We start from the raw sequence: 24,620 nt of genomic DNA, 5'->3' as shown, positions 1-24,620 counted from the left end.
GGGCGTTATTCTGCAGTAAACTAGCGCGCCATGATTCCCTATCCCGACATTGACCCGATCGCCGTCCAGCTCGGGCCGCTGGCCATCCGCTGGTATGGCCTGATGTACATCATCGGCTTCGCCATCGCCTGGGCGCTGGCGCGGCACCGTGCGAAACAGCCGGGCTCGGGCTGGACGCCGCAGCAGGTCGACGACCTGATCTTCTATTGCGCCATCGGCGTCATCGTCGGCGGGCGGCTGGGATCGATCCTGTTCTACAACTTCGACGCATGGACGCGCGACCCGCTGATGCTGCTGCGGATCTGGCAGGGCGGCATGTCCTTCCACGGCGGCCTGCTGGGCGTGCTGCTGGCGGTGTGGCTGTATGGCCGCAAGCTGGGCAAGACGTTCTTCGAAATGACCGATTTCATCGCCCCGCTTGCGCCGCTGGGGCTGGCCTTCGGCCGCCTCGGCAACTTCATCAACGGCGAGTTGTGGGGCAAGCCGACCGACGTGCCCTGGGGTTTCGTGGTGGACGGCACGACGCGGCACGCCTCGCAGCTGTACCAGGCCGGGCTGGAAGGGGTCACCCTGTTCCTGGTGCTCTGGTTCTACTCGGCGCGACGGCCGCCGCGCATGGCGGTGTCGGGCATGTTCGCGCTGGGCTACGGGGTGTTCCGCTTCGCAGTGGAGTTCGTGCGCCTGCCCGACGCGCACATCGGCTATCTCGCCTGGGGCTGGCTCACCATGGGCCAGGTGCTCTCCACGCCGCTCATCCTGCTGGGCGTGGTGCTGCTGTGGCTGGCCTACCGGAGTCCGCGGCGGAGCGCCTGACATGCAACAGTATCTCGACCTCCTGCGTCACATTCGCGAGCACGGCCTGGAGAAGGAAGACCGCACCGGCACCGGGACGCTGTCGGTGTTCGGGCACCAGATGCGCTTCGACCTCGGCGCCGGTTTCCCGCTGCTCACCACCAAGAAGCTGCACATCCGCTCCATCGTGCACGAGCTGTTGTGGTTCCTCTCCGGCGAGACCAACATCGGCTACCTGAAAGAGCACAAGGTCCGCATCTGGGACGAGTGGGCGACGGAGGAGGGCGAGCTCGGGCCGGTGTACGGGCGCCAGTGGCGCGCCTGGCCGACCGCGGACGGCGGCGCCATCGACCAGGTGGCCCAGGCGGTCGAGACCCTCCGCACCCGGCCGGACTCCCGCCGCATCCTGGTGGTGGCATGGAACCCTGCGGAGCTGCCGGACGAGACCCTGTCGCCGCAGGAAAACGTGCGTGCCGGGCGCATGGCGCTGGCGCCCTGCCACTGCCTGATCCAGTTCTGGGTGGGGGACGGCAGGCTTTCCTGCCAGCTCTACCAGCGCAGTTGCGACATCTTCCTCGGCGTGCCGTTCAACATTGCATCCTATGCGCTGTTGACGCACATGATGGCGCAACAGTGCGACCTCGAGCCGGGGGAGTTCATCTGGACCGGCGGTGACGTGCACCTGTACCGCAACCATCTCGCGCAGGCCGACCTGCAACTGGCGCGCACGCCGGGGCCGCTGCCGCGCCTGCATATCCTGCGCCGGCCGCCGAGCATCTTCGAGTATCGCTACGAGGATTTCGAGATCGTCGGCTACGAGGCGCAGCCGCACATTCCGGCGCCGGTGTCAGTCTGAGGCGGAGAAGATGGGGAGCCGTCCATGGCGCCCCGTGGGGGAAGACTTTGCGCGGCCGGGCCTTACTGGAAGGCGCAGCCCGGCTGCACGCCGGACTTCTTGAGGATGATCGCCAGCGGGCAGAAGCCGGTGAAGGCCGCCTGCAGCATGTTCAGGCCGACGAAGGCGGGCAGCAGCAGCCACCAGGGCGACAACAGCTGCGACAGCACCAGCCCGAGCAACACCAGCGTGCCGGCGAAGGCGAAGACGAAACGGTCGATGTTCATGATGTGCGCTCCTTGAATTCGGGCCACGCGCCAAATATTAGATACACCTGATATTAAAGTCAACGCGGCGGCGCTCCTCGGTCTATCATCAGGGCATGGCAACACAAGTCACACTCGTCGCCGCCGTGGCGGACAACGGCATCATCGGGTCGCAGGGCGGGATGCCCTGGCACCTGCCGGCGGACCTCAGCCATTTCAAGCAGGTCACCCTGGGCAAGCCGGTCCTGATGGGCCGCCTGACCTGGGACTCCATCGGGCGGCCCTTGCCCGGGCGACGCAACCTCGTGCTCACCAGCGACCCGGAATGGCAGGCCGAGGGTGCAGAGCGGGTGAGCTCGCTGGACCAGGCGCTCAGCCTGGCGGAGGCCGAGGGTGCGGAGGAGTTGATGGTCATCGGCGGTGCGGCGGTCTACCGGCTGGCCCTGCCGCGCGTGCGACGGATCTACCTGACCCGCGTCCACGCCGCTCCCGAGGGAGACACGCGCTTCCCGGACCTGGATCCGCAGGACTGGGACGAGGTGGCGCGCCGCGAACGCCTGGCCGACGAACGCAACGCGCATGACCTGACTTTCGTCGTCCTGGAGCGCGCGCGCCCTTAAGTAATTGCCGCAGTTCGTGACCCCGTTCAATCCGCAGCGGCGCTTCTGCGGGTATAAGTGCGTCTGCCCCGGGACGGTCCCGGGGGCGGCAGGCGGCGGCAATGTATCAGATCGGCATTCCCGACATCTTCGCGGGCTTCCTCGCGACCCAGGACATCGGCCTGGCCATCAAGGGCCTGGACGGCCGCTACCTGTATGCCAATCCCGGCTACGGCCGGTTGCTCGGCGCGCAAGCCGAAACGACCGTGAGCGGCAGCCAGGACGCCGACCTGCTCCCGGAGTCCATGACGCGGGCCATGGAGGAAGCGCAGCGCGCGAGCGCGGCAACGGGCGCTGCGGTCAACATCGAGCTGCAACCAGGCGCGGCCGGTGCGGGTGCCCGGGCGGTCCTGGTGACGCACTTCCCGGTGTTTGACGCGCAGGGCGCCATGGAGGCCGTGGGCGTCCTGCTGGTGCCGCAGGTGGGCCGGTTACAGGCGACGGAGGAGGCAGCGCAGGCGCTGCGTTCGGCAGAACAGGTCAACGCGCAGCTGGCGTCCGCCGTGCGTTCCCTGCAGGAGCTGGCCAGTACGGACGGCCTGACCAAGGCCTGGAACCGGCGCCGCTTCGAGGAGGCCCTGGAAGGCGAGACTCACCGCGCGATACGTTTTGGTCACCCCCTGTCGCTGGCGGTCATCGACATCGATCACTTCAAGAGCGTGAACGACAATTTCGGTCACCCGGTCGGCGACCGTATCCTGGCCGAGTTCGCAGACTGCCTGCGCGAGGGCATGCGCAAGTCCGACTCGCTCACGCGCTGGGGCGGCGAGGAGTTCATCATTCTGATGCCGAACACGCCGTTGCCCGCTGCACAGCGCTCGGCGGAGCGGCTGCGCGAGCAGGTGGAGCGATGCCAGTTCCGCGGCGTGGGCGCGCTCACCGCCAGCATCGGCGTGGCGCAGTTCGCGCCCACGGAGACCGCCGCCGAATGGCTGCGGCGCGCGGACGACGCGCTCTACCGGGCCAAGAAACGCGGCCGCAACCTGGTCGAGGTCGACACCTCGCAGCTGGCTGCGCCGGAAGCCGAGCACGTCGAAGGCAACTTTGTGCGCCTGGTCTGGAAACAGCGCTTCTGCTCCGGGCATCCCCTCATCGACGCCCAGCACCGGGCGCTGTTCGAGGACGCCAACCACCTGCTGGAGGCGGTGTTGTCGGGCCGGCCGGCGGACGAGGTCGAGCAGTTGATCGAGCGCCTGATCGAGGACGTGGCGCGCCACTTCCGTGACGAGGAGCAGGTCCTGAGCAAGGTCGGCTTTGCGGATCGCGAGAGCCATGCGCAGGAGCACGCTGTCCTGCTGGCCCGGGCCCGCGACATGGCGACTGATTTCCGCGCCGGCACCCTCGCGGGGGGCGAGTTGTTCCAGTACCTGGCCTACGACCTCGTGGCGCGGCACATGCTGGGGTCCGACCGGCAGTTCTTCCCCAGCATCGGCGCGCGCCGGGACTGAGACGGCTCGTCAGGAGGCGGAGGCGTCCTTCGCTTTCTTCAGCAGCAGCGCCGAGCGCAACCCTTTCTCGCGCACCGCGCGCACAGCGACCTTGAGCGGGGTCGCGACGTGGAAGCGCTTGCCGTGGCGGCGCAGCAGTTTCTCGTCGATCTCCAGGCCCAGCCCGGGCGCCTGGGGCACGTCCACGGTGCCGTCCGCGTGCACCGTGATGGGCGGCATGATGCCCTCGCGCGCGGCCGGCACGAAGCCCGGCGGCTCGTAGGGATATTCCAGCAGCTTGCGACGCTCCCAGGCTGCGAAGGCGTGCAGGTTGACCACCATGTGGAAGCCGTTGGACCAGGTGTGCGGCGTGAAGTCGAGGCCGCGTGTGCGACATTCGTCCATCACCCGGCCGGCCACGGTCAGCCCTGAGAACATGGCGTCCGGCTGGTACTTGTCGAGGCTCTCGTGCTCGAACAGCGGCAGCAACTCATGCCATGCCCCGTGCAGTTCCCCGCCGGCGATCGGCGTCCTGACGCGCCGGCGCAACTCGGCCATGCCGTGCCAGTCATGCATGTCGAGCGGCTCTTCGAGCCAGGCCACGCCGAGTTCATCGCAGCCCCGTGCGAAGGCGGTGGCACGCTCGAGGTCCCACTCCGGGTTGCGGCGGAACAGGGACACGGGCCAGCCCTGGTTGGCGTCCACGCCGAGGGTGAAACCGTCGCCGACGTGCTCGCGCACGGCCCGCACCGTGGCGAGGTCCTCCTCCAGGGTGGCGTACTTGACGCGGATCTTCACTGCGCTGAAGCCCATGCGGCGGATCTCGTCGAGCCAGCGCCGCCGCTCGTCGAGCGGCTTGAGCGAGCCGCTGGAGGCATACACCGGGGCTTTCAGCACGGTCGCCGGCTCCCGCTGCAGCAGCTGGTAGACGGGCTTGCCGGCGAGCTTGCCCGCCATGTCCCACCATGCGGCTTCCAGCCACCAGTTGCGCCAGCCCAGGTAAGAGGCTTCGCGCAGGCGGCGGCGTACCGCGTCCATGTCGTCGGCCGGCAATCCCAGCAGGAAGCCGCCGAGCAGGTCGCCGAGGCCGCGGCGCTCCGTGGTGAAGGCGGGGCCGCCGGTCTCGCCCACCAGGCCGTCGCCCGCGTAGATGCGCGCCACTGTCTGCGCGACGTGGGTCTGCGGATAGCCTGGAATCCACGAGGGCCAGAAAGGGGCGGGCAGGGGCACGTTGACGTGCCAGAGCTCGATGCGCTCGATGCGGTTCGCCATGCTCAAGACCCTCCCTGGGATGCCGCCTCATTCTAGACAATCCGCGCAGCCCGGTGACGGCCTGTAGTATACGAACACGTCCTCATCAAGCTGCCGGGAGAGCGTATGGGCTTTTACAGCCGGCATGTCCTGCCGCACGTGGTGCACCTGGCGTGCAGCACGCGCTCCGCCATGCGGCAGCGCGCGGAGGTGGTGCCGCAAGCGCACGGGCGGGTGCTGGAGGTCGGCTTCGGCTCCGGCCTGAACCTGCCGTTCTACGACCCCGCCCGGGTGAGCATGGTGTGGGGGCTGGATCCGTCCGCCGAAATGCACGCCAAGGCGGATGCGGCCGTGGCCGCTGCGCGCTTCCCGGTCGAGTTGGTCGAGGCGCCCGGCGACCGGATCCCGCTGCGTGACGCCAGCGTGGATACGATCGTGACCACGTACACGCTCTGCACCATCCCCGATACCGACGCGGCGCTGGCCGAGATGCGCCGCGTGCTCAAGCCCGGGGGCGAGCTGCTGTTCTGCGAGCACGGGCTGGCGCCGGATCGCTGGATGCAGCGCCAGCAGGCGCTGCTGAACCCGCTGTGGCGGCGTCTCGGTGGCGGCTGCAACCTGGACCGGCACATCCCGCAGGTGCTGGAGGCCGGCGGCTTCCAAGTCCGGGAGATGGATGCACGCTACATCCCCGGCTGGGGGCCGGCAGCCTTCAACTACCGTGGCAGTGCCGCCCCGCGCTAGGTATGCTTCACCATTGCCGGTACGCAGCCGGAAACCTAGGGTTTATACTTCGCCTTCCTGGGTGGGAGATTCCGCTATGAAAACTTGCAAGCAGCTGGCCGCGCTGTCGATCGGCCTTGTCGCCGGCTTTTTCGTCGCGCCGCTCGGGGCGAACGCACAAGAGTCCGGCGGCAACCTGTTCATCTACAACTGGTCGGACTACATCGCCGAAGACACCATCGCGAATTTCGAGGCGGAAACCGGCATCAAGGTCACGTACGACGTGTTCGACAGCAACGAGGTCCTCGAGGCCAAGCTGCTGGCCGGCAGCACGGGCTACGACCTCGTGGTGCCGTCGGCTGCATTCCTCGGTCGCCAGGTGCCTGCCGGCGTGTTCATGCCGCTGGATCGCGCCAAGCTGTCCAACTACGGCAATCTCGACCAGGACCTGCTGGCCCGCATCGCGGTGAACGACCCGGACAATCGTCACGCCGTGCCCTACCTGTGGGGCACGACCGGGATCGGCTACAACGTCGAGAAGATCGCCGAGATCTTCGGCGCGGATTTCGAGGTCAATTCCTGGGACCTGGTGTTCAATCCGGAGTACGCCGAGAAGATCTCGGCCTGCGGCTTCGCCATGCTGGACGCCGCCTCGGAAATGATCCCGCTGGCGCTGCATTACCTCGGCGAGGACCCGAACAGCTTCGACCCCGAGGTGATCGCCCGGGCCGCCGACGTGTTGCTGGCCGTGCGCCCGCACGTCACCTACTTCCATTCCTCGCAGTACATCAACGACCTCGCCAACGGCGACATCTGCGTCGCGGTCGGCTGGTCCGGCGACGTGGCCCAGGCGGCCTACCGCGCGGAGGAAGCGGAGAGCGGCGTCGAGCTCGCCTACGCCATCCCGCAGGAGGGTGCGCCGATCTGGTTCGACACGCTCGCCATCCCGGCGGACGCGCGCAACCCGGACAACGCGCACCTGTTCATCAATTACCTGCTGCGCCCGGAAGTGATCGCGGAGATCACCAATTACGTCGCCTATGCCAATCCGAACCCGGCGTCGCTGGAACTGCTCGACGAGGAGATCCGCGACGATCCGAACATCTTCCCCCCGCCCGAGGTGATGGAGCGGCTGTTTGGTCTCAAGACCCTGCCGCGCGAGGTCGACCGGGTATATACGCGGACCTGGACGCGGGTCCGCACCGGAAGGTGAGTTGACGCGCCGTCGCGGCGTCGCCCGACCCTTCGGGCAAGAGCGGTGAACAACGGCGCCAAACCTGCGGCGCCGCGGGTGGCGGTGTCGCCCGCGCGTGCCGATGCGCTCGGCCGGCAGGCCTACCTCCGCATCGACGGGGTTTCGAAGGACTTCGACGGCTTCGTGGCTGTCGACAGCGTGACCCTGTCCATCCGCCAGCGCGAGATCTTCGCCCTGCTGGGCGCCTCCGGCTGCGGCAAGTCCACCCTGCTCAGGCTGCTGGCGGGCTTTGAGCTGCCGTCGTCCGGGCGGATCGAGCTCGACGGGGAGGACCTGTCGGGGCTGCCGCCCTACCGGCGCCCGGTGAACATGATGTTCCAGTCCTACGCCCTGTTCCCGCACATGACGGTGGCGGAAAACATCGCCTTCGGACTGCGCCAGGACGGCTTGCCGAAAGCGCAGCGGGAGCGTCGCGTGGAGGAGATGCTGGCGCTGGTAAAAATGGAGTCCATGGCGCGCCGCAAGCCGCACCAGCTCTCCGGCGGCCAGCAGCAGCGTGTGGCGCTGGCCCGCTCGCTGGCCAAGCGCCCGAAACTGCTGCTGCTCGACGAGCCGATGGGTGCGCTGGACAAGAAGCTGCGCTCGGAGATGCAGCTCGAGGTGGTGAACATCATCGAGCAGCTCGGCGTGACCTGCGTGATGGTGACGCACGACCAGGAAGAGGCCATGACCATGGCGCATCGCATTGCCATCATGGACCAGGGCCAGATCGTGCAGGTGGGCACGCCGGACGAGATCTACGAGCAGCCCGCCAATCGTTTCGCCGCGACCTTCGTCGGCTCGGTCAACCTCGTCGAGGGCAAGATCGAGGAAGACGCGCCGGACCACATCACTATCCGCGCCGCCGGGCTGCCGGAGCCGATCTATATCGGCCACGGCCACACCGGCTACGAGGACATGGACGTGATCTTCGCGCTGCGCCCGGAAAAGCTGGTGATCAGCAAGGAGATGCCGGACCAGCCGCACAACCGTTTCCGCGGCAAGATCGAGGAGATCGCCTATTTCGGCAGCCACTCGGTGATGCACATCCGCCTGCCGAGCGGCCTGAAGCTGCTGGCGCACGTGCCCAATTCGCGCCGCTGGGCCAACGAGGACTTCACCTGGGAAGACGAGGTCTGGGCCAGCTGGGACGACATGGCCGGCGTGGTGCTGTCATCGTGAAGGCCCCCCTGGCTTCGCTGGCCGCCCGCCTGCGGGCGCGGCTGCCGGGCGCGCGCTGGCTGGTGATCGCGCTGCCTTTCCTGTGGATGCTGCTGTTCTTCGCCGTGCCTTTCGCCATCGTGCTGAAGATCTCCTTCGCCGAAGGCCTGATCGCCATGCCGCCGTACGGCGACCTGCTGACCCGCACCGAGAACGGCATCACCATCAGCCTGAATTTCCAGAACTACCTCTACATGGTGCAGGACAGCCTGTACGTCTCGGCCTACCTCGGCTCGGTCAAGGTCGCGGTGGTCTCGACGCTGCTGTGCCTGCTGATCGGCTACCCGATGGCCTACGCCATCTCCCGGCTCGAGCCGGCAGCCCGCAACGTGGCGCTGCTGCTGGTCATCCTGCCCTCGTGGACGGCGTTCCTGATCCGCATCTATGCCTGGATCGGCATCCTCAAGAACAACGGCCTGGTGAACAACTTCCTGCAGTGGACGGGGCTGATCAGCGAACCGCTGCAGATGCTGCACACGCCGCTCGCTGTTTACATCGGCGTGGTCTACACCTACCTGCCGTTCATGATCCTGCCGCTGTACGCCAACCTGGTGCGCCTCGACCCGCGCCTCGAGGAAGCCGCCTACGACCTCGGCGCGCGTCCGTGGCAGGTTTTCCTGCGCATCACCCTGCCGCGCACCCTGTCCGGGATCATCGCGGGCTCGATGCTGGTGATGATCCCGGTGATCGGCGAGTTCGTGATCCCGGAGCTGCTTGGCGGCCCGGACACGCTGATGATCGGCAAGGTGCTGTGGGAAGAGTTCTTCAACAACCGCGACTGGCCGGTGGCGTCGGCGGTGGCGATCATCATGCTGCTGTTGCTGATCATCCCCATCACGATCTTTCACAACTACCAGTCGCGCGAACTGGAGAAGCAGCTGGCATGAGGCGGGCGGGACGCAACTCGGCTTTCAGCCTGGCCATGCTGGGGCTCGGCTTCCTGTTCCTCTACGCGCCCATCATCAGCCTGGTGGTGTATTCCTTCAACGAGTCGCGCCTGGTGACGGTATGGGGCGGCTTTTCGACCAAGTGGTACGGGGAACTGTTCGCCGACCGGCAACTCATGGACTCGGCCTGGGTGAGCCTGTGCGTCGCCTTCAACACCGCGTGGAGCGCCGTCGCCATCGGCACCATGGCGGCGATGATGCTGGTGCGGTTCCGGCGCTTTCGCGGCAAGACGCTGTTCGGGGCCCTGATCACGGCGCCGCTGGTGATGCCCGAGGTGATCACCGGGCTCTCCCTGCTGCTGTTGTTCGTGCACCTCGGCGAGTTGATGGGCACGCCGATCATGCGCGGCATGGGCACCATCTGGATCGCACACACGACGTTCGCGACCGCTTTCGTGACCGTGGTGGTGGCCTCGCGCCTGACGGAAATGGACCGCTCGCTGGAAGAGGCAGCGATGGACCTGGGCGCCAATCGCGTCAAGGTCTTTTTCATCATCACCCTGCCGTTGATCCTGCCGGCGCTGGCAGCCGGGTGGCTGCTGGCTTTCACGCTGTCGCTCGATGACCTGGTGATCGCCAGCTTCGTCTCCGGCCCTGCTTCGACCACTCTGCCGATGAAGGTCTTCTCCTCGGTGCGCATGGGCGTGAGCCCGAAGATCAATGCGCTGGCGACCATCTGGATCGCTGCGGTCTCGATCGCGGCCTTCTTCGCCTGGCGCGTGATGGCGCGGGGCGAACGCAAGCGGCGTGAGCAGGTGCGGGGCGCCAACTGATACCCGAATGTGCCCCTTGCGCGGCCGCGCAAGGGGCTTGATAAGTGGATGGACCGGGCCCAGGCCCGCTAACTCGAGGAAACTGAAACATGGCACAAAGAATCGCACCGGCACTGTGCGCCGGCCTGCTGGCGGGAATGGCTTGCGGCGCGGCCCAGGCCCAGGACGGTGACTGGTGGTACGGCGGCTCGGTGGCGCTGACCAGCGATTACGTCTTCCGTGGCGTGAGCCAGACGGACGAAGGACCGGCCTTGCAGGGCAGCCTGGACTTCGGGCACGCCAGCGGCCTGTATGCCGGCGCCTGGGCCTCCAACGTCGATTTCGACGCCCCGGACGGCATCGACATCGAGGTCGATCTCTACGTCGGCTGGACGCTGGAACTCGAGAACGAGACCTGGCTGGACCTGCAGCTCGTGCGTTACCTCTACCCGAGTGCCAACCAGGGCTTCGGCATCAACTACAACGAGTTCATCGCCGCCTACGGCTTCATGAACTTCACTGCGACCCTGGGCTACACCGATAACTACATCAACAGCGACGAGAGCGCGCTCTATTACCACTTCGGTGGCGAGTACCCACTGGGCGACACCGGGTACACCTTTACCGCCGGTGTGGGGTTCAACGACATCTCGAACGCTGCCGGCAGTGATTACTGGGATTACCAGTTCGGCATAAACCGCAGCTGGGACGCCATCACGGCCGACCTGTCGTACTACGACACCTCGGGCTTCGACACGGACGTGCAGGATTTCCTCGGCCCCGAGAAGTGGGCCGACGGGCGCGTGGTGCTGACTTTCAGCTGGGAGTTCTGAGTCGCCGGGGCCGGAGCGTACCGGCGCCGCTCAGTGGCCCACGTAGGTCAGGGTGGCCCGGTACGCTTCGAGTTCCGCCTCGTAATCCGGCAGCGCGCGCTCCAGGGCGTCGATCTCGACCGCGGCCTCGGTACGGCGGTCCGCCAGGTTCTTCATGTCGAGCAGTGCCTGGGCGCGGGTCTCCGCGGTGGATTCCGGGCTGACGATGATCAGGCCGGCTGTACTGAGCATTTCGTCGATGCGCTTGATTTCATTGCGCCGCGCCGTGATGCCCGCCAGCGCCTCGTCGACACGGCGCTCCAGCCGCCACAGCTGGCGCCCGGCCTCGTAAGCCACGAGGAACTCGTCCGCCAGCAGGTCGGGACAGGCCCCGCTGTAGCGTTGGCCTCCAGCGCCGACGCGGAACCCGTTGCCGGGCACGCAGAACTCCAGCAGGCCCTCGTCGCGCCCCAGCCGGTAGGCTTCCAGGTCGGGGGCGACGCCGTACTTGGCGCAGGCCTGGCGTCGCCACGTGAGACGCTCGATGCCCATGCCCGCGGCGCCGTCCTCGTAGCCGACGGTGCGCCAGTCCATGGCCAGGCATTCGTCCTCGCCGATGCTGGCGCAACCACCCAGCACCAGGGCGGCCACTGCGACGCAAATGGCACGGCCGAGATAGCGTGGAGAGCGGATGGCGACGATGCGCATTGCGATATAGTCTCCGGGAAATCCTGTGACCGCGGCGATGTTAACACCCAGGCCGGCTTCCCTTTTCTGCGCTGAGTCTCACAATTCGTGAGCCGGGCACGCGTCATCGCGCTCACGGCGCTCGCCATGCTGCCGCTGTCTGCCAACTCCTGGTTCTGCCGCGTCGCGCTGCGCGACACCGGGATCGATGCCGCCAGCTTCACCTCTATCAGGCTGGTTTCCGGCGCCTTGATGTTATGGCTGCTGCTGTACTTGCGCCGCAGCCGTGGCCGCGCACCACTGCCGGCGAGTGAGTCCGGCAACTGGCTGTCGGCCTGGGCGCTGTTCGGCTACGCGGTGCTGTTTTCTTTCGCTTACCTCGAGCTCACGGCCGGGACCGGGGCCTTGTTGCTGTTCGGGGCGGTGCAGGTGACCATGATCGGGCTCGGGCTGAGGCGCGGCGAGCGCCTCGACATCGTGCAGGTCACCGGCGTGGTGCTGGCCTTCAGCGGCCTGGTCGGGCTGCTGTTGCCCGGGCTGTCGGCGCCGCCCCCGCTGGCGGGTGCGATGATGCTGGGCGCCGGGATTTGCTGGGGCGTGTACTCCATGCGCGGCCAGGGGGCGCGCGACCCGACGCGGGTGACGGCCGGAAACTTCATGCGCACAGTGCCTATCACCGCGGCGCTCAGCCTCTTCATGCTGGGGCAAGCCAGCATCGATACCGCAGGGTTCGCGTATGCGGTGGCGTCGGGCGCGCTGACTTCCGCGCTCGGTTATGTGCTGTGGTACTCGGTGGTGCCGTTGATAAAGTCGGTCACCGCGGCCACGGTGCAACTGTCGGTGCCGGTGATCGTGGCCGTGGGCGGGGTCGCGCTGCTGGGGGAACCGATCACCCTGCGGCTGGTGCTGGCCGCCGCAGCGGTGCTCGGCGGCATCGCGCTGGTGATTCTTGAAAAAAGCCGCAATGCGGCCGGAGCAGAATGATGAGTGATATCGACCGCGCTGCACTGGAACGCTTCTTCACCGCCGCTCCTTTCATCCGCGAGCTGGGTCTGGAACTGGTGTCGATAACGCCGGGCGAGTGCCGCAGCCGGCTGGAGATCGCTGCGCGGCACTTGCAGCAGGATGGTTTCGTCCATGCCGGTGTGCAGGGCGCCATGGCCGATCACACCGCCGGCGCCGCGGCCGCCTCGCTGCTGCGACCGGGCCAGCACATCCTCGGGGCGGAGTACAAGATCAACCTGTTGCGCGCCGCCCGGGGCGAGTCGATGTACTGCGTGGCGCGTGTCATCAAGGCCGGCCGCACGCTGACCGTGGCGGAAGCGGAGAACTGGTGTGTGGCCGGCGGTGAGGAAAAGCTCGTATCGAAGGCGCTGGTGACCCTGGCGGTGGTTGGTGAGACGCTCACAGGCGGGCGGTCCTGAGGCCATGCGCGGCTGCCGTCGACGTTACTGGCCGGCCGTGCTCGCGATGGGCGCGGCGGTGGCCCTTGCCGGGCCGGAGCTCGAACTGCGCGTCGGCGATTTCCGGCAAGGCCTGGAAGGCTGGCAGGCGCGTGAATTCAACGGCGCCACCACGTATCGGCTGGTGACTCTCGACGGTGAGCAGGTGCTGGAGGCTGAAGCCGACGGCGCCGCCTCAGCCCTGTTTTACGAGGCCGACATCGATCCTGGGCAAACCCCCTGGCTGAGCTGGCGCTGGCGCGTGGAGTCCACCTTTGGCCCCGCTACCGATGAGCGCCGCAAGTCCGGGGACGACTACGCTGCACGCATCTACGTGGTGCGCAGCGGCGGATGGGCCTGGTGGCGCACCCGGGCGCTCAACTATGTCTGGTCCAGCGGCCAGCCGGAGGGCGCGCGCTGGCCCAGCGCCTATGCCGGCGACAATGTCCAGCTCATAGCACTGGACAGCGGTGCGGATCGCGCCGGCGAGTGGGTGCACCATGTGCGCGACCTGCGGGCAGACTGGCGCCAGGCTTTCGGCGAGGAGCTGGACAGCCTCGACGGGGTTGCCCTGATGACCGACGCGGACGACACCGGCGGCAGCGCGCGTGCATGGTACGCTGACATCCGCCTTTCGGGCGCGCCACCGGAGCGCTGAACATGCTGCAGAGCTACGTCAAGAAGATTCTCTCCTCGCGTGTCTATGATGTCGCGATCGAGACGCCGTTGCAGCGCGCCCCGAACCTGTCGCGCCGGGCCGGTTGCCGCGTGCTGCTGAAGCGCGAGGACCTGCAGCCGGTGTTCTCGTTCAAGATCCGCGGTGCCTACAACAAGATCGCCCAGCTGCCCGAGCCGGCGCGTGCGCGCGGCGTGATCACGGCCTCCGCCGGCAACCATGCGCAGGGCGTGGCGCTCGCGGCCCGGGAGCTCGGGCTCAAGGCCACGATCGTGATGGGGCGCAATACGCCCAGCATAAAGGTCGACGCCGTGCGTGCGCTGGGCGCGAAAGTGGTGTTGCACGGCGACACCTACGACGACGCGGCTGCGCACACCGCCGAGCTGGTGGCACGTGAGGGCCTCACCTACATCCCGCCCTACGACGACCTCGACGTGATCGCCGGGCAGGGCACGGTGGGAATGGAGATCATGAAGCAGCATGCCGGTCCGCCCGGCGCGATCTTCGTGCCGGTGGGCGGCGGCGGGCTGATCGCCGGCGTCGCGGCTTTCGTGAAGTATCTCGCGCCCCAAGTGCGCATCGTGGGCGTGGAGCCGGAGGGTTCCGCCTGTCTCGCGGCGGCGCTGGCCGCAGGGCGCCGGGTGCGGCTGCCATACGAGAGCCTCGATTTGTTCGCGGACGGTGTGTCTGTGGCGCAAGTGGGCCGCGAGCCATTCAAGGTGGCGAAGCACTGGGTCGACGAGGTGATCGTCGTCAACACGGACGAGATCTGCGCTGCGGTGAAGGACCTGTTCGAGGACACGCGCTCCATTGCCGAGCCCGCCGGGGCGCTGGCCGTCGCCGGCCTGAAGAAGTACGCGGTGCGGGGACTGCAGAGCGGCGAGTGCAGCCCGGCAACGAGCCTGGTCGCCATCGTCAGCGGCGCCAACGTGAACTTCGATCGCCTGCGCCACATCTCGGAGCGCGCGGAGCTCGGCGAGCAACGCGAGGCCATCCTCGGCGTCACCATCCCCGAGGAACGCGGCAGCTTCCGCCGCTTCTGCGCCACGCTCGGCAAGCGTTCGGTCAGCGAGTTCAATTACCGTTACGCCGACCCAAGCGCCGCGCACGTCTATGTCGGCCTGCAACTGGGTGCGCCGCGGGATCGCGCCGAGGTGACGCGCAAGCTGGGAGAAGCCGGGTACGCCGTCGAGGACATGACGGAGAACGAGGCCGCGAAGCTGCACGTGCGCCACATGGTCGGCGGCCGCCCGCCGGGCGACAAGCCCGAGCTGCTGTTCCGCTTCGAGTTCCCCGAGCGGCCCGGCGCGCTGCTGAACTTCCTCACCGGCCTGGGCGCCGACTGGAACATCACCCTGTTCCACTATCGCAACCACGGCGCCGCCTGGGGTCGCGTGCTGGTGGGGTTCGAGGCCGAGCGCAAGGACCGCGCGCGCCTGCTCAACGACCTGCGCAACATCGGGTATCGCTTCTGGGAGGAGAGCGACAATCCCGCCTACCGGCTGTTCCTGCGTTGAGGTGACGGCCGCCTAGAGACCGCGCGCCCACGCCGGGCGGAACGGCGCGTGCTCCGGCCGCGCGATGGCGTCGCGGACCTGGGCCAGCAGGCGCGCCTTGTCCGTACCCAGCGTGCCCTTGAGCACCAGCCAGTTCGAGGCATGGTCGGAGCGGAACATGGTCCGGCGCAGCTCCAGCCCTTCCAGCAGCCTTTCCATCTCGTGCAACAGCCCGGGCAGGTCGAGGGGTTCCCAGTCCGGGAAACCGGCGCGGAAGCGCTGTTCTCCCATGGGGAAGCTCACGACCAGCGTGGCGAGGTACTCCGGCTGGGTGAGGTTGGCCAGCCGTGCCGAGTTGTCGGCATGCTGGCGGGACAAGGCGCTCCCGCCCAGTCCGTTGAGAATCATGACGGAGCGGCGGATGCCAGCTTCGGCGAGCTTGTCGAGCGCTGCGCGCGTCGACTCGAATGTCTCGCCCTTGCGGACCTTCTCCAGCACTGCGTCATCGCCGGACTCGGCGCCGACGTAGGCCAGTGCGAGCCCGGCGTCACGCAGCTCGGCCAGTTCCGCCACCGACTTGCGCCGCAGGTTGCGCGGCAGGCAGTAGCTCGAGACCCGCTCGACCGTCGGCATGTGGGCGCGGATCGCCTCGAGGATGGCCAGCAGGCGGTGCGTGGGGAGCACCAGCGCGTCGCCGTCCGCGAGGAATACGCGCCGCAGCTGGTCGCCCAGCAACTCACCGGAGCGGCGGATGCTGTCCATCACTTCCGCCTCGTCGCGGGCCCGGAATTTCTTCTGCGGCGCCGTATACATCTCGCAGAAGGTGCACTTGTTCCATGAGCAGCCGTCGGTCACGGGCAGGATCAGCGAGCGGGCCTCGCTGGGCGGCCGGAACACGGGCTCGATGTAACGGATGGGAAAGGCGCCGGGCATGGACCGAGATTGTATCTCGCCCGGCGACGGCCTACCTGGTTCAGATGAACTCGGCCGAGCGAGTGGCCGCGGTAACGATGAAGATGCGGTCGTTGTTGCTGTCCGGATCGGACGGGAAGACAAAGAAGCCGGGACGGTTGGGTGAATAGCCCTGGCAATAACCGACCAGCGTCTCGCCGTCCTCGAACTCGACGCGCATCTTTTTGCCGAAGCCGGTGCGATCGACGTCAGCCTGCTCCCGCCGCTCCGGGTCGCCGTCGAAGTCCTTGACGAAAAACACCGCCTTCAGGTCGGCGATGGTGATTTCCCGACGCTCGCCCGAGTCCCGTTCGACCACGTGGAAGCTCGGCTTGTTGGGAAAGAAATTGTTGGTGACGCCCTTCACGAGCGTCCCGTCCAGGCAATGCGCCACCACCGTGTTCTGCATCACAGTACCTCGCTGGGCTAGAAGGGTATGCGCCCCGTCAGCCCGTCCTTCAGCATCACCCAGTCGCCCATGAAGCTGTACAGCGGGTGCTTGAAGGTGGCTGGCCTGTTTTTCTCGAAGACGAAATGACCGACCCAGGCAAAGCCATAGCCGATCACCGGCAGGGCCAGCAGCAGCAACCACTTCTGCGTGAACAGCACATAACCCAGCACGCCCAGCACCAGCAGGCTGCCGACGTAGTGCAGGCGGCGGCACGCGGGATTGCTGTGCTCCTCGAGGTAGTAGGGGTAGAACTCGGCGAAGGAGCTGAATGTTCTTTGTGGGGTCACGGCGCTCATACCCGCTACATCCTCGACATCCGCGGCGACACAAACCGTGATTCTAGCCACGGTTTTTGCATTTGGCTCAATCGGCCTGGCAGCCGATGCAGCGCGTGGCAGCGGGATCGACCGGCGGACGGCACCGCCGGGTTTCCTTGGCCGCGGTCGGTCAGGGAAACAACTCGGCCAGGAAGTCCTGCAGCAGGCGCCAGGCGCGCCGATCTGCGGCGGCGTCGTACAGCAGTCCGCTTGCCGGGCTGGCCGCCGCCGGATTGGTGAAGGCATGCTGCACATGGCCGAAGGCATGCAGCTGCCAGTCCGCGCCCGCATCGCTCAGCTCGCGCGCGAGGCGGAGCACGGACTCAGGCGGCGCGAGCGGATCATCCCAGCCGTGCATGACAAGCACTTTCGCCCCGATCGATCGCGGCGACAGGTCCCCGGGGGGATCCAACAGGCCATGGAAGCTGGCCACGCCGGCGACCCGTTCCTCGCAGCGCGCGAGGTCCAGCACGCAGAGCCCGCCGAAGCAGAAGCCGATCGCGGCGATCCGCGCGGCGTCCACTTCGGGCTGGGCCATGGCGGCCTCGAGGCCGAGGCGCAGCCTGCGTTGCAACGCCGCGCGATCCTCGAGCAATGCCTGCATCCAGGGTTTCCCGGCGGCATTGTCGTCGGTGACGCGGCCCTTGCCGTACACGTCGAGCGCGAAGCCGGCGTAGCCGAGTCGCGCCAGGGCCTCGGCCTTGGCGCACTCGAAGCCGGTGCGCCCCCGGATGGCATGCGCCACCAGCACGACGGGCCGGCGCGCGCCCCAGTCATCGTCCACGGCCAGGTAACCCTCCAGGGGCTGGTCTCCGTCCATGTATTCCACGTGTCGCGGCTGGATGCTCATGCGCCTGGTCCTGCTGGCCTGGATCCCGTAACTCGTTGCACGCCCCGCAAGCGCTGCATCACGCTGAGTACGGTGACCAGCAGCGCCGGCAGGAAGGTCAGCGTCACCAGCGTCGCGAACAACAGGCCGGTCAACACCACCACGCCCACGCCGCGGTACAGCTCGGTGCCCTCGCCGGGAATGAACACCAGCGGCGCCAGGCCGAACAGCGTGGTGATCATGGACATCATGATGGGGCGGATGCGGGTTGCGACGGCATCGCGCACCGCTTCTACCGGGTCTTTCTCGCCCTCGCGCAAGCGCGCCAGCGTACGGTCGACGATCAGGATCGGGTTGTTCACCACCACGCCCAGCAGGATGAGGAAGCCGAGCATGGTGATCATGTCGAACGGCTGGTGGACGGCGTCGAGCCCCACGGCCGGCAGCATCGACCCGATCCAATTGAGCAGCGCCAGTCCGCCGATGCCCCCCGCGATGCCCAGCGGGACGGACGTGAGGATGACGAAGGGCCAGCCCCAGTGGCTGAAAATGGCTACCAGGACCAGCAGGCAGAGCACGATGGACACCAGGTAGTTGTCCGCCAGGGCGGAGCGGGTTTCCATGAGCTGGTCGGAGGCGCCGGAGATGTCGATGCCCACTTCGGGCGGCAAGTGGCCTTCGGCACGCAGCCAGTCGACGACTTCGGCCTGGACTTCGCCCAGCGCCGTCTCGAGCGGCACGGATCGAGGCGGGATGATGTTCAGCGTGACCGCGCGGCGGCCGTTGAGTCGCCGGATGGAGTCCGTATCCACCGTCTCGACGATCTCGGCCACCGCGGACAGCGGCACGATGCCGGCATTCGGCGCATAGATCGGCAAGTCCTCGACCGCCGACAGCTGCTGCTCGCTGCCCGCCTGGCTGAACAGGAAGATGTCGATCTTGTCGTCGCCGCGGAAGTACTCGTCGACGAAGGCGCCGTCGGTCAGTGCCGCCACTGTGAAGCCGATCTGGCGCGCGTCGAGCCCCATCTCTGCGGCCCGCTCCCAGCGCGGGCGGATTTCCACCAGCGGCTGGTCCAGCGACAGCGAGGAGGGCGAGGAACCGATCCTGGGGTTGTCGAAGATCGCCTCCGCGCGGTCGTAAGCGAGCTGTGCAACCTGGTAGATCTCAACCAGGTCGCGTCCCGTGATGTCGAGATTCACGCTGCGCGTGCCGCCGTCGTTGCTGGAGATGATGGAGCCGCGACTGGAGAAGGCGCGCATGCCGGGATAGCTGCGAAAGTGCTCGTCGAGCGCCGTCATGAGCGCGTCGATCTGTCCCGGGTCGACGGTCTCGGCCAGCACCCGCAGGTTGTCGGCGCTGACCGAGAGATTCATGTATTTCATCGCCGGCACCGCTGTCTCGCCGCGCGCGAAGCGCTCCGGGTCGTCGCCGACGAAGGGCAGCAGGTATTCCTCCACCTGCGCAGCGACCTTGCGCATCTCGGTGAGGTTGTAGCCGGGCGGCGCCAGCATGCGGGCGAAAGTCTTCGGCTCTTCACCCTCCGGCAGGTACTCGGCGGGTGGCGTGAGCAGCAGGATGATGGCCAGCACGCCCGCTACGGTCGCCCCGAGGACGGCCGCGCGTCGCATGCCGGTCGCGATGAGCCAGCCGACGCCCGAGACGAGGCGGTCCCGCAGCCCCTGGCCGACGGCGACGGGGGCGCTGCGCACGCCGAACTGGAGGCGGGCGCTCAGGCTGGGCACGACCGAGATGGCCACCAGCATGCTGGCGAGGATGCAGGCGGCGATGGCGATGGCAACGTCGGAGTAGAGCTGGCCGGCTTCCTGGCTGATGAAAAAGATCGGCGCAAACACCAGCACGGTGGTCATGGTGGAAGCGAGCACCGCAGGCCAGACCTGGCGCACGCCGTCGATGGCGGCAGCGTGGCGGTCCATGCCCTCGCGGCGACGGCGCTCGATCGCCTCCAGCACCACGATGCTGTTGTCCAGCGTCATGCCGATGGCGAAGGCGATGCCCGCCAGGGAGATCACGTTGATGGTGCGCCCGGCCGCCAGCAGGCCGAGGAACGCGGCGATGGTGCAGATGGGGATGCCGATCACGCCCACCAGGGTGGCGCGCATCGAGCGCAGGAACAGGAACATGACGGCGGTCGCGAGCAGCGCGCCGAGCGCCAGGTTCTGCCAGACGTTGGCGACCGAGGCCTCGACATAACGCACATCGTCGCTGGTCAGGCTCATTTCCATGCCGGCTGGCCCGAGCACCTGGCTGTTGATCTCGTCCACCGCGGGCAGCAGCGCGCGCTTGATGTCGATCACGTTGGAGCCGGGCTCGCGATCGACCGCGATGCTCATGGTCGGCCGGCCATTGGACGAGGAGACGCTGCGCAGCTCGTAGTGCGAGAGTTCGACCTCGGCGACATCGCGCAGGCGGATCAGGCTGTCCCCGCGTTGCGTGACGATAAGGTCCTCCAGCTCCTCGAGATCGTTGAAGCGGCCGATGGTGCGCAGCAGGTAGCGCCGCTTGCCCAGTTCCAGGTCGCCCCCGGAGGCGTCCCGGTTGCGCGCACGCACGGCGTCGCGGATCGCGTCCAGCGTGATGCCGCGCTCGGCCAGCGCGGCCGGGTCCACCAGGATCCGCACCTGCCGGTCGGCGCCGCCCCAGATGTTGATGCGCGACACGCCGTCGACGCGCTCCATGCGCGGCCGCACGTTCTCGTCGATGAAGTCGTACATCATTTTCATGTCCAGCTCGAAGGGATTGCCCTCGAGCGGCGCGATGCGGAAGAACATGAAGGAGTTCTGCGAGAAGGAGCTGGCTTCCAGCCGGGGCTCGTCCACGTTCTCCGGGTAGGCGGGCACCTGGCTCAGCGCGTTGTTGACGCGGATCAGCGCCTCGTTGATGTCCGTGCCGAAGGGGAACTCCAGCTCGATCTCGGCGCGCCCGTCGCTGGCGCGGGAGATCATGCGCTTGAGGCTGGGCAGGCTGCGCAGGTACTGCTCCTGCTCCACCAGGATCTCTTTCTCCACGTCCTGGGGCGTGGCGCCCGGCCAGCGCGTGTCGACACCGATGACGCGCACCTCGAGATCCGGGATCATCTGCACCGGGATGCGCGTCGCTGCGAGGATGCCCAGCACGCAGATCACCAGCACCACCACGGCGACTATGGTGCCGTGGCGCACCATGCCGGCGAACATCAGGAGATCGTTCCCGGACGACTCATGGCGCGTCGACGAAGGCGAGGGATTCGCCCTCGGCCAGGCCCTCGTTGCCGCGCGTCACCACGCGGGCGCCGGGCGGCAGCGCGCCCGCGAGTTCGGCATTCGCCCCGGCGAGGCGCAGCACTTCCACCTGCGCCTGTCGGGCGACCCAGCCGCCGTCCTGCGGCAGGGCCAGCCAGAGCGTGGTCGTGCCGTCCGGATAACGGAGGATGGCGTCGCGCGGCACCAGGGTGGCGGCCTGGCCACCGGGAATCGCTATTTCCACCCGCGCTGACATGCCCGGCGTCAGGCGCCCCGATTCATCGTGCACCAATAACCGCAGCAGGAAGGTGCGCGCCGCGGGGTCGTTCACAGGCACCCGGGCATTCACCTTCGCATCCAGCGCCTGCCCCGGCAGCGCCTCGGCGAAAGCCGCCAGCTCGACCTGGTCTCCGAGGCGGTTCCAGAATTGCTGCGGCACTCGCACGTCCAGCCACAGGTCGTCCACGGCGACCAGTTCCAGCACCGCGGTGCCTGTTCCAACCCATTCACCCGCCTCGGCGAGACGCTGACTCACGACGCCGTCGAACGGCGCACGCACCACGTGCTGCAAGACGCGTTCGCGGGCGATCGCGAGTTCGGCCTGGGCACGCGCCACTGTCGCTTCAGCCAGCTGCAGCGCCGCCTCGCGCGCCTGCACCTCGCTGTCCGGCAGCACGCGGCGTTCCAGCAGCCGCCGACCTTCGTCGCGCAAGCGCCGGGCCTCGGCCAGTGCGGCCTGCGCCTCACCCAGGACGGCGCGAGCGCGCGCCTCTTCCAGCTCCGCGGAACGTGCCTCGAGCTTGACCAGGATGTCGCCGGCGCTGGCCGTGTCCCCGGCGTCGACGCGCATCTCGGCTACCAGTCCTGGCACCTGTGGCGACAGGCGCGAGGCCTGGCGCGGCGTCAGGTTGCCGCTGAGCGATAGCGTCTGTGTCGCTTGCCCGGTCTCGGGGATCGCCACTGTGACTGGCGTGGCGGCCTGCAGCAAGGCGGGCAGCAAGGCGGCGGTCAATGCCAGGAGTCCTGGTAGTGCAGAAAGGTGGCGTGACAATATTGTTCCTCCGCCAGGTGTTTCGGCCCGGCGCGCAAGGCGGATTCGCATACCCTAACCGCCGCGTCGCGGCGCTTCAATTCAGGCCGGACAGGAAGTCCTTTACGACGATGACGGTATCGACGGGCGCTTCCTCGTGCGGTACGTGTCCGAGAGCCTCGAATACCACGAGCCGGCTGCCGGCAATGTCGCGCGCAAAACCTTCCCCGCTGGCGAGCGGAATGAGCCGGTCGCGACCGCCCCACAGGATCAGCGTGGGCTGGGTGATGGTCGCGATCCGCCTGGCGCGCGCGTCGGTCGGCATGACGTGCGCGAAGCGCAATCCGAGGGCGTGGCGATTGCCCTCGCGCAGTGCGAGCTCGTAGTAGCGGTCGACGAGGGCCTCATCCACGCGGTGCGGATCGCCATATACATCGTGCAGGCTGGCGCGGACCACGCGCCTTGGCAGCAGGCGCTCGATGAGCGGACGCAAGGCGGGATAGCGCGCCAGCTGGAACGCGAGCGGTACCGACTCAGGCGTGAAGGGGTAGCCCACGGCGTCGACCAGCACCAGCGCGGCCACGCGCGCCGGCATTTCGACGGCGCTCTCCCAGGCGACCTGGCCGCCAAAGGAGTTGCCGGCAACGACGACTCGCTGCAGCCCCAGCGAGTCGAGCAGCGCGGCGATGAACTCGATGTAGCGCTCGATACTGTAGTCGTCGTGCGGGAACGGACCGGTGAGCCCGAACCCGGGGAGATCGACGCGAACTACGCGCCGCTCCGGCGACAGCTCCCGCGTCCAGCCGTTCCAGGTGTGCAGGCTCGCCGAGGTGCCATGCAGGAGCAACAGCGGCAGGGGATCGTCTCGAGGCCCCTCGTCGCGCAGGTGTACCTGCATGCCCTGGATGGTGACGAACTCGGAGGGCGGCGGCGCCCAGCGCGCCGCCAGATCAGCCACAGGCCGGTCCGGCGCCCAGGCGTCGCCGACCGCCACCAGCACGGCGGCGAGAACGATGAGGGCCAGGGCGAGGAGAGCATTGCGCAGTGGCATTCAGGCGGTCTCAGTCCGGCTGGAATAAGCCAGGTTCCTTGCAGGGGGCGTCATCCTGCTTCGTTGCGGAATCACAGCCGGTCGTACTTGCGCGCATGGCCGCGTGCCTTGTCGGCGGGATATTTCTCTGCGTTGAGATCGATCTTGCGATGTGCCGCTGCGACGAGGTCGATGCCGAGGCGATCGGCCAGGCGCACCAGGTAGACCTGCACGTCCGCCAGCTCCAGCGCGACCGCGTCCAGCGCCTCCTGCGACAGCTCGGCGCTCTGCGTCTCGCTGAGCCACTGGAAGTGCTCCAGCAGCTCGCCGGTCTCGGCCGCCAGCGCCATGGCGAGGTTCTTAGGCGAATGGAACTGTTCCCAGTCGCGCTCGGCGGCGAACTCCGCCAGGCGGCGGCTGAGATCCTCGAAGCGAGGCTTGGACATGGACGGGCTCCCGGGCGTCAGCGCAGGCGTTTCAGGATAACCAGCGCCAACAGGTAGACAAAGGCCAGCGGCAGGGTGAACAGCATGATGAGCGGCCACAGGTTCGATCCGGCGGCGAGGGCGAACAGGGTGTAGGCCGTCACCGGCACCGTGCCCCACAGCGGGACCAGCGCCAGGCGCCGCCAGCCGCCGTCCCAGCGCCGCCAGAGAATGAGCTGCAGGGCAAAGTACCCCGGGACGGACCAGCCCATCAGCATGATCAGCAGTCCCCAGCCATCCATTCCGGTCTTCTCTCCGCGCCGCCAGTCGCGGCAATCTAGCATGCCGGGGGAGGGGGCATTAACCTTGTAGCGTCACCGTTCCCGGCAGATCGAGGCAGGCTGCAGGCACCGATGGACTACCGTTACGCCGCCATGGCCATGGCACCGCTGCTGCTCGCGCAGGGACTGCGTGTCCGGCGCACGGCAATGCGCCTGCCGGAGCCGCCGGGCCCGCGCAGCGGCACTGCGGGAGAAGGGACACCGTTGCGCCTGCTGGTGGCCGGCGACTCCGCCGCGGCCGGGGTGGGCGCGGCGAGCCAGGACGAGGGTCTCTCCGGCGCCATCGTCGGCGCCCTGCAGGGTCGTTTCCGCGTGAGCTGGGAGGTGCGGGCGACGACCGGGCTGCGCACTGCCCAGGTCTTGCGCCGGCTGGAGTCGGGTGCGGCGGCACCTTTTGACGTGGCCGTCATGTCGCTCGGCGTCAACGACGTCACGGGCGGGACGCGGTCCGCCGACTTCGTCGCCCAGCAGGTCCGGCTGGCCGCGCTCTTGCAGTCGCGCTACGCGGTGCGGCTCACGGTGCTGACGGGGCTGCCGCCGATGCACGCGTTCCCCGCCTTGCCGCAGCCGCTGCGCTGGGTGCTGGGTGAACGCGCCCGGGCGTTCACGCGCCTGCTGGAATCAGTGGCCGAGTCGGCACCGGGCTGCGTCGTGCTCACGCCGCGCCTGCCGCTGGACGTCCGGTACATCGCCGTCGATGGATATCATCCCGGACCGCTGGCTTATGCCGAATGGGGCAGGGAGGTGGCCGAGTTGGTAGTCCGGCAGTTCGGCTCCGGCTGAA

The 24,620-nt window shown here is 67.9% G+C and carries 27 protein-coding genes; 15 read left to right on the top strand and 12 right to left on the bottom strand.

Annotated elements, in window-relative coordinates; genetic code table 11:
- Positions 1 to 30: 30 nt before the first annotated feature.
- Complete coding sequence (lgt, locus tag G8346_RS09085; protein ID WP_166050391.1) at positions 31 to 813, top strand: prolipoprotein diacylglyceryl transferase; 783 nt, start codon at positions 31 to 33, stop codon at positions 811 to 813.
- 1 nt (position 814) lies between these two features.
- A complete protein-coding gene (locus G8346_RS09080; protein WP_166050389.1) occupies positions 815 to 1,648 on the top strand; it encodes a thymidylate synthase in 834 nt (277 codons plus the stop codon).
- Positions 1,649 to 1,710: 62 nt separating this feature from the next.
- On the opposite strand, the gene G8346_RS09075 is transcribed toward G8346_RS09080, so the two are convergent.
- Positions 1,711 to 1,914, bottom strand: a complete 204-nt coding sequence (locus tag G8346_RS09075; RefSeq protein WP_166050387.1) for a DUF2892 domain-containing protein — start codon at positions 1,912 to 1,914, stop codon at positions 1,711 to 1,713.
- 95 nt (positions 1,915 to 2,009) lie between these two features.
- On the opposite strand from G8346_RS09075, the gene folA reads away from it, so the two are divergent.
- Positions 2,010 to 2,513, top strand: coding sequence for a type 3 dihydrofolate reductase (folA, locus tag G8346_RS09070; RefSeq protein WP_166050385.1), 504 nt, complete (start codon positions 2,010 to 2,012; stop codon positions 2,511 to 2,513).
- A gap of 101 nt (positions 2,514 to 2,614) precedes the next feature.
- The gene (locus G8346_RS09065) at positions 2,615 to 4,000 is read left to right on the top strand and encodes a diguanylate cyclase (RefSeq protein ID WP_166050383.1); all 1,386 of its coding nucleotides are present in this window, start codon (positions 2,615 to 2,617) and stop codon (positions 3,998 to 4,000) included.
- A 9-nt stretch (positions 4,001 to 4,009) separates the two neighbouring features.
- Here G8346_RS09065 and G8346_RS09060 read toward each other — a convergent pair whose 3' ends face one another.
- A complete protein-coding gene (locus G8346_RS09060; RefSeq protein ID WP_166050381.1) occupies positions 4,010 to 5,251 on the bottom strand; it encodes a mandelate racemase/muconate lactonizing enzyme family protein in 1,242 nt (413 codons plus the stop codon).
- Between the two features lie 105 nt (positions 5,252 to 5,356).
- Here G8346_RS09060 and G8346_RS09055 point away from each other — a divergent pair, with 105 nt between their 5' ends.
- From G8346_RS09055 to G8346_RS09030, 6 genes are all read left to right on the top strand, one after another.
- Positions 5,357 to 5,974, top strand: a complete 618-nt coding sequence (locus G8346_RS09055) for a class I SAM-dependent methyltransferase (protein WP_166050379.1) — start codon at positions 5,357 to 5,359, stop codon at positions 5,972 to 5,974.
- Between the two features lie 76 nt (positions 5,975 to 6,050).
- Positions 6,051 to 7,166 (top strand): polyamine ABC transporter substrate-binding protein, encoded by a 1,116-nt coding sequence (locus G8346_RS09050; protein WP_166050377.1) that lies wholly within the window; start codon positions 6,051 to 6,053, stop codon positions 7,164 to 7,166.
- 45 nt (positions 7,167 to 7,211) lie between these two features.
- Complete coding sequence (locus G8346_RS09045; protein WP_370520574.1) at positions 7,212 to 8,369, top strand: ABC transporter ATP-binding protein; 1,158 nt, start codon at positions 7,212 to 7,214, stop codon at positions 8,367 to 8,369.
- Positions 8,366 to 9,295 carry an ABC transporter permease subunit gene (locus tag G8346_RS09040; protein WP_370520573.1) on the top strand — a complete coding sequence of 310 codons (930 nt, stop codon included), beginning with the start codon at positions 8,366 to 8,368 and terminating at the stop codon, positions 9,293 to 9,295. The genes G8346_RS09045 and G8346_RS09040 overlap by 4 nt, the downstream gene beginning before the upstream one ends.
- On the top strand, positions 9,292 to 10,128 hold the full coding sequence (locus G8346_RS09035; RefSeq protein ID WP_166050375.1) for an ABC transporter permease subunit: 837 nt from the start codon (positions 9,292 to 9,294) through the stop codon (positions 10,126 to 10,128). Before G8346_RS09040 ends, G8346_RS09035 begins: the two co-directional genes overlap by 4 nt.
- Positions 10,129 to 10,217: 89 nt before the next feature.
- Positions 10,218 to 10,940, top strand: a complete 723-nt coding sequence (locus tag G8346_RS09030) for a TorF family putative porin (protein WP_166050373.1) — start codon at positions 10,218 to 10,220, stop codon at positions 10,938 to 10,940.
- A gap of 30 nt (positions 10,941 to 10,970) precedes the next feature.
- On the opposite strand, the gene G8346_RS09025 is transcribed toward G8346_RS09030, so the two are convergent.
- Positions 10,971 to 11,627, bottom strand: a complete 657-nt coding sequence (locus G8346_RS09025) for a DUF2799 domain-containing protein (protein ID WP_166050371.1) — start codon at positions 11,625 to 11,627, stop codon at positions 10,971 to 10,973.
- Positions 11,628 to 11,753: 126 nt separating this feature from the next.
- Here G8346_RS09025 and G8346_RS09020 point away from each other — a divergent pair, with 126 nt between their 5' ends.
- From G8346_RS09020 to ilvA, 4 genes are read left to right on the top strand one after another with little or no spacing between them, the layout of a single operon-like run.
- Entirely contained in the window at positions 11,754 to 12,590 is an 837-nt protein-coding gene (locus tag G8346_RS09020; RefSeq protein ID WP_206202676.1) for a DMT family transporter, read from the top strand.
- Complete coding sequence (locus tag G8346_RS09015) at positions 12,590 to 13,030, top strand: PaaI family thioesterase (RefSeq protein WP_166050367.1); 441 nt, start codon at positions 12,590 to 12,592, stop codon at positions 13,028 to 13,030. Before G8346_RS09020 ends, G8346_RS09015 begins: the two co-directional genes overlap by 1 nt.
- Positions 13,002 to 13,706, top strand: coding sequence for a DUF3047 domain-containing protein (locus G8346_RS09010; protein WP_206202651.1), 705 nt, complete (start codon positions 13,002 to 13,004; stop codon positions 13,704 to 13,706). The genes G8346_RS09015 and G8346_RS09010 overlap by 29 nt, the downstream gene beginning before the upstream one ends.
- A 2-nt stretch (positions 13,707 to 13,708) precedes the next feature.
- Positions 13,709 to 15,241, top strand: coding sequence for a threonine ammonia-lyase, biosynthetic (gene ilvA / locus G8346_RS09005; protein WP_166050365.1), 1,533 nt, complete (start codon positions 13,709 to 13,711; stop codon positions 15,239 to 15,241).
- A 12-nt stretch (positions 15,242 to 15,253) separates the two neighbouring features.
- Here the strand turns inward: ilvA and G8346_RS09000 are convergent, their stop codons facing one another.
- From G8346_RS09000 to G8346_RS08960, 9 genes are all read right to left on the bottom strand, one after another.
- Positions 15,254 to 16,153 carry a radical SAM protein gene (locus G8346_RS09000; protein ID WP_166050363.1) on the bottom strand — a complete coding sequence of 300 codons (900 nt, stop codon included), beginning with the start codon at positions 16,151 to 16,153 and terminating at the stop codon, positions 15,254 to 15,256.
- Between the two features lie 40 nt (positions 16,154 to 16,193).
- Complete coding sequence (locus tag G8346_RS08995; protein WP_166050361.1) at positions 16,194 to 16,580, bottom strand: hypothetical protein; 387 nt, start codon at positions 16,578 to 16,580, stop codon at positions 16,194 to 16,196.
- Positions 16,581 to 16,597: 17 nt separating this feature from the next.
- Complete coding sequence (locus tag G8346_RS08990; RefSeq protein WP_166050358.1) at positions 16,598 to 16,918, bottom strand: Mpo1-like protein; 321 nt, start codon at positions 16,916 to 16,918, stop codon at positions 16,598 to 16,600.
- Positions 16,919 to 17,069: 151 nt separating this feature from the next.
- A complete protein-coding gene (locus G8346_RS08985; protein WP_166050356.1) occupies positions 17,070 to 17,789 on the bottom strand; it encodes a dienelactone hydrolase family protein in 720 nt (239 codons plus the stop codon).
- Positions 17,786 to 20,965: an efflux RND transporter permease subunit gene (locus tag G8346_RS08980; protein ID WP_166050354.1), complete on the bottom strand. Its 3,180-nt coding sequence runs from the start codon at positions 20,963 to 20,965 to the stop codon at positions 17,786 to 17,788. The genes G8346_RS08985 and G8346_RS08980 overlap by 4 nt, the downstream gene beginning before the upstream one ends.
- A gap of 22 nt (positions 20,966 to 20,987) precedes the next feature.
- A complete protein-coding gene (locus G8346_RS08975; protein WP_166050352.1) occupies positions 20,988 to 22,022 on the bottom strand; it encodes an efflux RND transporter periplasmic adaptor subunit in 1,035 nt (344 codons plus the stop codon).
- Positions 22,023 to 22,137: 115 nt separating this feature from the next.
- Complete coding sequence (locus G8346_RS08970) at positions 22,138 to 23,091, bottom strand: alpha/beta fold hydrolase (RefSeq protein ID WP_166050350.1); 954 nt, start codon at positions 23,089 to 23,091, stop codon at positions 22,138 to 22,140.
- Between the two features lie 71 nt (positions 23,092 to 23,162).
- The gene (locus G8346_RS08965) at positions 23,163 to 23,516 is read right to left on the bottom strand and encodes a nucleotide pyrophosphohydrolase (protein ID WP_166050348.1); all 354 of its coding nucleotides are present in this window, start codon (positions 23,514 to 23,516) and stop codon (positions 23,163 to 23,165) included.
- A 17-nt stretch (positions 23,517 to 23,533) separates the two neighbouring features.
- Positions 23,534 to 23,797: a hypothetical protein gene (locus tag G8346_RS08960; protein ID WP_166050346.1), complete on the bottom strand. Its 264-nt coding sequence runs from the start codon at positions 23,795 to 23,797 to the stop codon at positions 23,534 to 23,536.
- A gap of 111 nt (positions 23,798 to 23,908) precedes the next feature.
- On the opposite strand from G8346_RS08960, the gene G8346_RS08955 reads away from it, so the two are divergent.
- On the top strand, positions 23,909 to 24,619 hold the full coding sequence (locus G8346_RS08955; protein ID WP_166050343.1) for an SGNH/GDSL hydrolase family protein: 711 nt from the start codon (positions 23,909 to 23,911) through the stop codon (positions 24,617 to 24,619).
- Position 24,620: the final 1 nt, after the last annotated feature.

It is taken from the genome of Thioalkalivibrio sp. XN279, from assembly GCF_011089885.1.
In the GTDB taxonomy this organism is placed as follows: Bacteria; Pseudomonadota; Gammaproteobacteria; order Steroidobacterales; family XN24; genus XN24.
This window is presented reverse-complemented; position numbering and strand designations above follow the sequence as displayed.

Bases quoted from the DNA above. Each gene is read 5' to 3' on its own strand.
- G8346_RS08970 (WP_166050350.1), bottom strand. From the start codon at position 23,091: ATGCCACTGCGCAATGCTCTCCTCGCCCTGGCCCTCATCGTTCTCGCC.
- G8346_RS08965 (WP_166050348.1), bottom strand. From the start codon at position 23,516: ATGTCCAAGCCTCGCTTCGAGGATCTCAGCCGCCGCCTGGCGGAGTTC.
- G8346_RS08990 (WP_166050358.1), bottom strand. From the start codon at position 16,918: ATGAGCGCCGTGACCCCACAAAGAACATTCAGCTCCTTCGCCGAGTTC.
- G8346_RS09025 (WP_166050371.1), bottom strand. From the start codon at position 11,627: ATGCGCATCGTCGCCATCCGCTCTCCACGCTATCTCGGCCGTGCCATT.
- G8346_RS09000 (WP_166050363.1), bottom strand. From the start codon at position 16,153: ATGCCCGGCGCCTTTCCCATCCGTTACATCGAGCCCGTGTTCCGGCCG.
- G8346_RS09035 (WP_166050375.1), top strand. From the start codon at position 9,292: ATGAGGCGGGCGGGACGCAACTCGGCTTTCAGCCTGGCCATGCTGGGG.
- G8346_RS09015 (WP_166050367.1), top strand. From the start codon at position 12,590: ATGAGTGATATCGACCGCGCTGCACTGGAACGCTTCTTCACCGCCGCT.
- G8346_RS09060 (WP_166050381.1), bottom strand. From the start codon at position 5,251: ATGGCGAACCGCATCGAGCGCATCGAGCTCTGGCACGTCAACGTGCCC.
- folA (WP_166050385.1), top strand. From the start codon at position 2,010: ATGGCAACACAAGTCACACTCGTCGCCGCCGTGGCGGACAACGGCATC.
- G8346_RS08995 (WP_166050361.1), bottom strand. From the start codon at position 16,580: ATGCAGAACACGGTGGTGGCGCATTGCCTGGACGGGACGCTCGTGAAG.
- G8346_RS08960 (WP_166050346.1), bottom strand. From the start codon at position 23,797: ATGGATGGCTGGGGACTGCTGATCATGCTGATGGGCTGGTCCGTCCCG.
- G8346_RS09075 (WP_166050387.1), bottom strand. From the start codon at position 1,914: ATGAACATCGACCGTTTCGTCTTCGCCTTCGCCGGCACGCTGGTGTTG.
- G8346_RS09050 (WP_166050377.1), top strand. From the start codon at position 6,051: ATGAAAACTTGCAAGCAGCTGGCCGCGCTGTCGATCGGCCTTGTCGCC.
- G8346_RS08985 (WP_166050356.1), bottom strand. From the start codon at position 17,789: ATGAGCATCCAGCCGCGACACGTGGAATACATGGACGGAGACCAGCCC.
- G8346_RS09030 (WP_166050373.1), top strand. From the start codon at position 10,218: ATGGCACAAAGAATCGCACCGGCACTGTGCGCCGGCCTGCTGGCGGGA.
- G8346_RS09055 (WP_166050379.1), top strand. From the start codon at position 5,357: ATGGGCTTTTACAGCCGGCATGTCCTGCCGCACGTGGTGCACCTGGCG.
- G8346_RS08980 (WP_166050354.1), bottom strand. From the start codon at position 20,965: ATGTTCGCCGGCATGGTGCGCCACGGCACCATAGTCGCCGTGGTGGTG.
- G8346_RS09020 (WP_206202676.1), top strand. From the start codon at position 11,754: ATGCTGCCGCTGTCTGCCAACTCCTGGTTCTGCCGCGTCGCGCTGCGC.
- G8346_RS08955 (WP_166050343.1), top strand. From the start codon at position 23,909: ATGGACTACCGTTACGCCGCCATGGCCATGGCACCGCTGCTGCTCGCG.
- G8346_RS09080 (WP_166050389.1), top strand. From the start codon at position 815: ATGCAACAGTATCTCGACCTCCTGCGTCACATTCGCGAGCACGGCCTG.
- G8346_RS09065 (WP_166050383.1), top strand. From the start codon at position 2,615: ATGTATCAGATCGGCATTCCCGACATCTTCGCGGGCTTCCTCGCGACC.
- ilvA (WP_166050365.1), top strand. From the start codon at position 13,709: ATGCTGCAGAGCTACGTCAAGAAGATTCTCTCCTCGCGTGTCTATGAT.
- lgt (WP_166050391.1), top strand. From the start codon at position 31: ATGATTCCCTATCCCGACATTGACCCGATCGCCGTCCAGCTCGGGCCG.